Consider the following 7,697-nt stretch of genomic DNA (forward strand, 5'->3'; position numbering starts at 1 on the left):
GCTGCCCACCCGGATCGCCGGGCTGGCCACCGCCGCCGCACAGCTCTCCGCCGACCGGGGCGCGAGCGTCGGCGGAGACCTGTACGAGGTGATCGCCACCGAGCACGGCGTACGCGTGGTGATGGGTGACGTACGCGGTCACGGCCGCGCCGCCGTCGGCACCGTCGCCGCCGTGCTGGGCAGCTTCCGCGAGGCCGTCCACGACGAGGCCGAACTCTCCGGGGTCCTCGCCCGACTCGATCGCGCCCTCGCCCGGCACCTCCGCGACCGCGACCGCGCCCGCGCCGAGGACACCGAGGACTTCGTGACCGTCCTCCTCCTGGAGATCGCCCCCGACGGCGAACTCCACGCCCTCAACTGCGGCCACCCCTGGCCCTACCTGCTCGGCGTCGGCCGGGCGGCGCCGGTCACCTGCGCCGACCCCATGCCCCCGCTCGGGCTCTTCCCACTGCCCGCCGAACTCCCGGTCACCGCCTGCGGTCAACTCCTTCCGGGCGAGGCGCTGTTCCTCCACACGGACGGGGTGGAGGACGCGAGGGACGGACAGGGCCGCTTCTTTCCCTTGGCGGGCGCGCTGGAGGAGGCCGTGAGGGGTGGTCGCCCGATCTCCCCTCGGTCCGTGCTCCGTGCGGTGTTCACCCAGCTCCTCCGCCACGCGGGAGGAAGGCCCAAGGACGACATCGCGATGCTGGTACTCCGCAGCGAACGCCCACTCACCCTCAGGGGCGCGAGGACCGGCGCGACCGGCCACGGACAACCCGCAGCCGACAACCCGCCTCTTGCCCCCACCCCTTAGTCGCCCGGCATCACCGGCGGAGCGTCCCGGCAGGGCCACCGCGCTGTACGAGGGGGAGCCGGTGGCCCGGCCGGCCTCTTGCGAGGCATTTCAGTCAACCGGTCGGAAACTCTCTGTAACAGCGTGCGCACGCCCCGAATTCGGGCATTCCCATCACACCCCGTGTGAAAGGGGAGGCGCTACGCTGCCACTCGCCGGCACCGAGCCACCGGAGGGCCTCCATGCAGCCCAACACCCTGCTCGACGCGATCCTCGACGAGGCCGGTATCTCCCACGCCGGTCTGGCCGCGCACGTCAACCAGGCGGGGCGGGCCCGAGGGCTGGCGCTGAGGTACGAACACACCGCGGTGGCCCGGTGGTTGAAGGGACAGCGCCCGCGTGGCCAGGTGCCCGACCTGATCTGCGACGTGCTCGCCGGACGGCTGCACCGGACGGTCACCCTCGACGACATCGGGCTCGGCGTGCCCGGCGAGCCGATCTCGCAGCACGGCGCCGGGCTCTCCGGTTTCGTGGAGCGCGCCACCGCCCTGTGGCGCTCCGACGAACAGCAGCGCGCGCACGTCCTCGGTGCCCCCGCCGTCACCGGGACGCCCGCCGTGATGCCCGTCTGGGAGTGGGAGAACCCGCCGGAGGACGTCGATGTGTCCCGTGGCGGACGGCATCACGTCAGCATGGCCGACATCGAGATGCTGCGCTCGGCCCGCACGCACTACGAGCAGATGTACCGCAAGGCCGGGGGTGTCGCCACCCGCACCCGGATCGTCGGGTTCCTCAACGCGGAGGCCGCGCCGCTGCTGCGGGGCAGCTACACCGACGCCACCGGACGCCAACTGCACCGGGCCACCGGGGGGCTGGTGGCGATCGCCGGGATCTGCGCGTACGACTCCGACGCCCATGGGCTGGCCCAGCGGTACTTCCACCAGGCACTGCGGCTGGCGAAGGCCAGCGGGGACCGGGGGCTGGGGGCCTATGTCATCGCACTCCTCGTCAACCAGTCGCTGTTCATGAGGGAGAACCGGCAGGCCGTCGCCTTCGCCGAGGCGGCGCTGCGCACCGCGGGCAAGCACCTCACCCCGGCGCTCGCCTCCGACCTCTACGCGATGCAGGCGAAGGCGTACGCACACCTGGGCGACGGCACGAGCGCCCTGTCCTGCATCCGGCGGGCCGAGCAGGCCGCCGAGCACATCCGGCGCGGTCATGAACCCGATGAGACCGGCTATGTCCAACCGGGCCTGGTGAACGTACAAGTGGCGGAGGCGTTGCTCAGCCTCGGCGACCTGACGGCCGCGGCGGAGCACGCCGTGGCCGCCGTCGACACACCGGCGCACGACCGGGGGCGTGTGCACCGGCTCGCGATGCTCAGCCAGATCGAGCTGCGGCAGGGCAACGCGGACAAGGCGGTGGCCACCGCCGTGGAAATGGCCGAGCGGGCGCGGGGAATGGAGTCCATGCGCCTGCGTGACAGACTGCGGGCGGTACGTGAACACCTCGTGCGCAGCGGCTGCGCGGGGACCTCGGAAGCCGCCGAACTCATCGACGGAGCACTGCGCGTACCGCTCTGACACAGTGCCCGGGGCGCGGCCGTGCACCGGCCGTGCGCCTGCTGTCACCACGCTCCTGCTGCGATATTGCCACTTACTCGGCGGAAGGTGGCAGAACCGTGCAGTGGACGAAGCAGAGCGAACAAACTGTGTACTCGAACCGCTGGTTCAGCGTCAATCTCGCAGATGTGGCGTTGCCGGACGGGCGGCGCCTCGATCACTTCCTGATACGGCTGCGGCCGGTGGCCGTGGCCACCGTGATCAACGAGGCCAACGAGGTGCTGCTGTTGTGGCGGCACCGCTTCATCACCGACAGCTGGGGGTGGGAGCTCGCGGCGGGCGTCGTCGAGGACGGCGAAGCCATCGCCGAGGCGGCCGCCCGCGAACTGGAGGAGGAGACCGGATGGCGGCCGGGACCCCTGCACCACCTGATGAGTGTCGAGCCCTCCAACGGGCTCACCGACGCCCGGCACCACATCTACTGGGCCGACGCGGGCGCGTATGTCGGTCACCCGGTGGACGACTTCGAGTCGGACCGCAGGGAATGGGTTCCCCTCAAACTCGTTCCCGACATGGTCGCCCGCGGTGAGGTCCCGGCCGCCAACATGGCGGCCGCCCTGCTCCTGCTGCACCACCTGCGTCTCGGGCAGGACGCCAAGCCCTGAAAACCCCCTCGCGTCCTGCCCGGAGGGCCTAGCGGCCCACCGCCTGCCAGATGGACACCATCAGGGCGCCCAGGGCCGTGAGGGCCGCCACCGCGGGCAGGGGCCAGCGGGCGTGCTCCAGGGTGACGACCCGGGTGTTCAGGTCGTCCAGTTCCTTGGCGCTCTGTTCGGCGCGGTGGCTCAGCAGGGTCAGCCCTCCTTCGACGCGTGTGTGCGCCACATCCAGGCGGCGGCGTAACTCTGCGAGTTCGCCGTGGTGCACCGGATGCTCGGGGTCGATGGCCACGAGTCCGCTCCTTTCTGTAGTTGTCCCATCCCTTGCGTGCGCACGTGAAGTCAACTCCCCTGGTGGACGCAGGGGGAGAGTGTGCGAACGGCATATGCGTGTCCGTCGCGCACACGGTGTGTGAATGCGGCGGGCCCGGCACCGTCACCCGGTGCCGGGCCCGTTCGGGAGGACAGCTGACCGTCCGTAGCGGTCTGGAGGGAATCAGGCGTACGAGTAGAAGCCCGACCCCGTCTTCCGGCCGAGCCTTCCTGCGTCCACCATGCGCTGGAGCAGCGGGGGAGCGGCGTACAGCGGCTCCTTGTACTCGTCGTACATCGAGTTGGCGATGGAGACGATGGTGTCCAGGCCGATCAGGTCGGAGAGCCTCAGCGGGCCCATCGGGTGGGCGCAGCCCATCTCCATGCCGTTGTCGATGTCCTCACGGCTGGCGATGCCCGACTCGAACATCCGGATCGCGGAGAGCAGATACGGCACGAGCAGCGCGTTGACCACGAAGCCCGAGCGGTCCTGGGCGCGCACGGCGTGCTTGCCGAGCACCTTCTCGGCGAACAGCTGCGCCCGGCTGAGGGTGCCCTCGGAGGTGGTGAGCGCCGGGATCAGCTCGACGAGCTTCTGCACCGGGGCCGGGTTGAAGAAATGGATGCCGATGACGTGGTCGGGCCGCGAGGTGGCGACCGCCAGCTTCACCAGCGGGATGGAGGAGGTGTTCGAGGCGAGGATCGCGTCCGGGCGGGTCACCACCTGGTCGAGAACCTGGAAGATCTGGGTCTTCACCTGCTCGTTCTCCACGACCGCCTCGATGACGAGGTCGCGGTCGGCGAACTCGCCGAGGTCGGTGGTGAAGCTGAGGCGCGCCTGCGTCCCGTCCCGCTCCGCCTCGGTGATCTTGCCGCGCTCGGCCGCCTTGGACAGGGAGTTGAACAGCCGGGTACGGCCGATCTCCAGAGCCTCGCCGCTGGTCTCGGCGACCTTCACGTCCAGTCCGGCGCGGGCGCACACCTCGGCGATGCCCGCTCCCATCTGGCCGCAGCCCACGACTCCGACTCGTGCGAGATCTCCCGTTGGGAAGTCCGTCACATCGTCCCTTTCACTGGTCTACGTGCCTGGCAGATACCCCTGGTGTGGGACTGCGCCGAACCTGCACGTTACCCGCGACGCCTACTGATCAGTATTCCGGGTGTCACATGGAAGGCTGGCCGGGAACGGTCCGCGACGGGGCGGACGCGCGGGAAGCGGTACGGCGGAGGTACGGCTATGCATCGGAAGCCACGGATGTCACGACGGGCGTTCTGGACGACCGCGGTGACGACGCTCCTGGCGGCCGGAGGTGCGGCGGCCGGCACCGCCATCGCCGGAGGGGAGCCGAGCCCCCGCCGCAGGGCGGCCGAGGGCGAACTGCGGGGCATGTGGCTGGCGACCGTCTCCAACCGGGACTGGCCCTCCGCGCCCGGTCTGACCGCCGACGCGCAGCGCGCCGAACTCCTCACCCACCTCGACACCGCCGTGGCCCGCCGCCTCAACGCCGTGATCTTCCAGGTCCGCCCCACCGCCGACGCGCTCTGGCCGTCCCCGCACGAGCCCTGGTCGCAGTACCTCACCGGCACCCAGGGCAAGGACCCCGGCTGGGACCCGCTGGGCACGGCGGTCGAGGAGGCCCACGCCCGGGGCCTCGAACTCCACGCCTGGTTCAACCCGTACCGGATCGCCCTCCACGCCGACCCGGGCCGTCTCGTCGCCTCGCACCCGGCCCGGAAGAACCCCGGCTGGGCCGTCCCCTACGGCGGCAAGCTCTACTACAACCCCGGTATCCCCGCCGTCCGCGCCTTCGTACGCAAGGCCATGCTCGACGCCCTGCGGAAGTACCCGGTCGACGCCGTGCACTTCGACGACTACTTCTACCCGTACCCGGTGGCGGGCCAGGTCTTCGACGACGACGCGGCGTACGACCGCTACGGCGCGAGTTTCCCGAACCGGGCGGCCTGGCGGCGCGACAACGTCGACAGGCTGGTGCGGGAGACGGCGGCGGAGATCAAGGTGATCCGGCCCGGCGCGCAGTTCGGGATCAGCCCCTTCGGGGTGTGGCGCAACGCCGAGACCGACGAGCGGGGCTCGGCCACACGGGCGGGCGTGCAGACGTACGACGACCTGTACGCGGACACACGGAAATGGGTCCGGGAGAACTGGATCGACTACATCGTGCCGCAGCTGTACTGGAACATCGGCTTCGAGGCCGCCGACTACGCCGAACTGCTGCCCTGGTGGGCCGAGACCGCCCGGGGCAGCGGGACCCGGCTGTACATCGGGGAGGCCCTGTACAAGGCGGGCGACCCGGCACAGCCCGCGGCCTGGCAGGAGCCGGCCGAACTGTCGGAGCACCTCACCCTCGCCCGCGACGTCCCGGAGGCACGCGGACACGTCTTCTTCTCGGCCAAGGATGTCGAGGACGACCGGATCGGCGCGATGGCGCGGGTGGTCGCCGACCACTACCAGCGGCCGGCGGAACCACCGCGCTGACGGAACCGGGCGAAGGGACGCGGGACGGCTACCTCGGGTCCCCGGGATGACGGACGACCGTGTCCGGGCCGGGCGACATCAACGCCTCGTGCCCGTCGTCCTCGAACCTGACCCGGTAGGGCGGGTTCCCGTCATGGCCGAGCACCTCCAGGACCTCCGCGGTCCGGTCGTGGTGCCCGACTGTCCTGCCGTGCACCAGCAGGGTGTCGCCTACAGCTGCCTGCATCGGGGGGCCTCCTCGTCTCGCACGGGAGTGGCGGTCCGTGACCGCAGTCCATTGCGGGCGGCACCGGTCGGACCGGTGTGCGTGACGGACCCCCAGGCGCTCTCAGGCGGAGGAGCGCTGGGTGACCGCGATGCAGACCAGCACGGCGGCGGCCGTCAGGGGCGCGGCCGGGGTGAGCTGCTCACCGAGGAGCAGCACCGACCACACCAGTGTGAGCAGCGGCTGCGCCAGCTGCAACTGGCTGGCCTTCGGTATGCCGATCGCGGCCATGCCCCGGTACCAGACGACCAGCCCCAGGAACTGGGACCCGGCCGCCACCCACAGCAGCCCCGCCACACTGTGCGCGGTCAGCCGCACCGGCTCGTACGACAGGGCCAGCAGCGCGCCCGGCACGCTCAGCGGCAGGCACAGCACCAGGGCCCAGGCTATGACGTGCCAGCCGGGCATCACCCGGGCCAGCCGGCCGCCCTCGGTGTAGCCGGCCGCGCAGACCAGGAGGGCGCCGAAGAGGTAGAGGTCGGCCGCGGTGAGGGCGCCGCCGCTCTGGGCCACGGTGAACCCGAGGACGGCGGCGGCCCCGGCGAGGGCGGCGGTCCAGAAGGTGCGCGAGGGGCGTGTGCCCATGCGCAGCGCCGAGAACAGGGCGGTCGTCAGGGGGAGCAGGCCGACGACGACGGCGGCGTGCGCGGTGGTCGAGGTCCGCAGGGCGAGAGTGGTGAGCAGGGGGAAACCGACGACCACTCCGGCGGCCACGACCGCGAGCCCCGCCCAGTGCCTGCGGGCCGGCGGCCGCACCCGCAGAGCCGACAGACAGCAGCCCGCGATGACGGCGGCGAGGACGCTGCGCACGGCGACGAGGGACCAGGGGCCGAAACCCTCCAGACCCCAGGCGGTGGCCGGGAAGGTGAGGGAGAAGGCGGTGACGCCGAGGGCGGCCTGGAGCGTGCCGCCGGTGCGGGGGCGGTGGTCGGTCTCGGGCGCGGCCGGGCCGGTGTCCGCGGCCGGACGGGTTCCGGAGGCGGCCGGACGCGGCTCGGAGCCTTCCGGGCCACTGTCCACCGCTATTGAATCGCGCGCGGTAGCGCTACTCTCTACTCTCATGCAAGAGCGTAGCAGTGGCGTTGAACTGGCGGAACAGCTGCGAAAAGAGCTGGACCGCTACTCACCCGGTGGAAAGCTGCCGTCGAGCCGGGCGCTCGTCGAACGCTTCCGGGTGAGCCCGGTGACCGTCTCGCGGGCTCTGGCGCAGCTGGCCGCCGAGGGGCTCGTGGTGACACGGCCGGGGGCGGGCGCCTTCCGGGCGCAGCCACGTGAGAGCCGGGCGGCCGTGGGGGACACGTCCTGGCAGGAGGTCGCCCTCAGCGCGGACGGCAGCGCCGAACCGTCGCCCCGCACGGTGGACGCCTCCGGAGTGCTCGTCTCGCTCGCCTCCCCGCCCCCGGGCGTGATCGAGTTCAACAGCGGCTATCTGCACCCGTCGCTGCAGCCGGAGCAGGCCATGGGCGCGGCCCTGTCGAGAGCCGGACGGCGGCCCGGGGTGTGGGCGCGACCGCCGGTCGAGGGGGTGCCGGAGCTGCGCGAGTGGTTCGCGCGGAGCATCGGCGGGGCGATCACCGCGGCCGAGGTGATCGTCGCGGCGGGCGGTCAGTCCGCCCTGACCACCGCC

9 protein-coding genes are annotated in these 7,697 nt (G+C 71.8%); 5 read left to right on the top strand and 4 right to left on the bottom strand.

Features of this window, described 5'->3' with window-relative positions:
- The 3 genes from AWZ10_RS23620 to AWZ10_RS23630 form a co-directional block, all read left to right on the top strand.
- Positions 1-796, top strand: a 796-nt coding sequence (locus AWZ10_RS23620; RefSeq protein ID WP_060891996.1) for a PP2C family protein-serine/threonine phosphatase, incomplete at its 5' end; no start/stop codon positions are given.
- Between the two features lie 221 nt (positions 797-1,017).
- On the top strand, positions 1,018-2,358 hold the full coding sequence (locus AWZ10_RS23625) for an NsdA family TPR-like regulatory protein (RefSeq protein ID WP_046705603.1): 1,341 nt from the start codon (positions 1,018-1,020) through the stop codon (positions 2,356-2,358).
- 98 nt (positions 2,359-2,456) lie between these two features.
- On the top strand, positions 2,457-3,002 hold the full coding sequence (locus AWZ10_RS23630; RefSeq protein WP_046705604.1) for an NUDIX domain-containing protein: 546 nt from the start codon (positions 2,457-2,459) through the stop codon (positions 3,000-3,002).
- Between the two features lie 28 nt (positions 3,003-3,030).
- Here AWZ10_RS23630 and AWZ10_RS23635 read toward each other — a convergent pair whose 3' ends face one another.
- Together AWZ10_RS23635 and AWZ10_RS23640 are read right to left on the bottom strand one after the other, a co-directional pair.
- Entirely contained in the window at positions 3,031-3,288 is a 258-nt protein-coding gene (locus tag AWZ10_RS23635; protein ID WP_046705605.1) for a hypothetical protein, read from the bottom strand.
- A 204-nt stretch (positions 3,289-3,492) separates the two neighbouring features.
- Entirely contained in the window at positions 3,493-4,368 is an 876-nt protein-coding gene (locus tag AWZ10_RS23640; RefSeq protein ID WP_078935402.1) for a 3-hydroxybutyryl-CoA dehydrogenase, read from the bottom strand.
- 195 nt (positions 4,369-4,563) lie between these two features.
- On the opposite strand from AWZ10_RS23640, the gene AWZ10_RS23645 reads away from it, so the two are divergent.
- Positions 4,564-5,805, top strand: a complete 1,242-nt coding sequence (locus tag AWZ10_RS23645; RefSeq protein WP_060891997.1) for a glycoside hydrolase family 10-like protein — start codon at positions 4,564-4,566, stop codon at positions 5,803-5,805.
- A gap of 28 nt (positions 5,806-5,833) precedes the next feature.
- Here AWZ10_RS23645 and AWZ10_RS23650 read toward each other — a convergent pair whose 3' ends face one another.
- Both AWZ10_RS23650 and AWZ10_RS23655 read right to left on the bottom strand, forming a co-directional pair.
- A complete protein-coding gene (locus AWZ10_RS23650) occupies positions 5,834-6,031 on the bottom strand; it encodes a DUF1918 domain-containing protein (protein ID WP_037701681.1) in 198 nt (65 codons plus the stop codon).
- A gap of 102 nt (positions 6,032-6,133) precedes the next feature.
- Entirely contained in the window at positions 6,134-7,132 is a 999-nt protein-coding gene (locus AWZ10_RS23655) for a DMT family transporter (RefSeq protein ID WP_060891998.1), read from the bottom strand.
- Here AWZ10_RS23655 and AWZ10_RS23660 point away from each other — a divergent pair.
- Positions 7,131-7,697 (top strand): GntR family transcriptional regulator (locus AWZ10_RS23660; protein ID WP_159058328.1); only part of this gene is annotated, 567 nt, incomplete at its 3' end. The two genes, AWZ10_RS23655 and AWZ10_RS23660, sit on opposite strands and share 2 nt — an antisense overlap.

It is taken from the genome of Streptomyces europaeiscabiei (assembly GCF_001550375.1).
Classification (GTDB): Bacteria; Actinomycetota; Actinomycetes; order Streptomycetales; family Streptomycetaceae; genus Streptomyces; species Streptomyces europaeiscabiei.

Excerpts from the sequence above, each read along its gene's own strand:
- AWZ10_RS23655 (WP_060891998.1), bottom strand. The coding sequence starts at position 7,132 with ATGAGAGTAGAGAGTAGCGCTACCGCGCGCGATTCAATAGCGGTGGAC.
- AWZ10_RS23650 (WP_037701681.1), bottom strand. The coding sequence starts at position 6,031 with ATGCAGGCAGCTGTAGGCGACACCCTGCTGGTGCACGGCAGGACAGTC.
- AWZ10_RS23645 (WP_060891997.1), top strand. The coding sequence starts at position 4,564 with ATGTCACGACGGGCGTTCTGGACGACCGCGGTGACGACGCTCCTGGCG.
- AWZ10_RS23625 (WP_046705603.1), top strand. The coding sequence starts at position 1,018 with ATGCAGCCCAACACCCTGCTCGACGCGATCCTCGACGAGGCCGGTATC.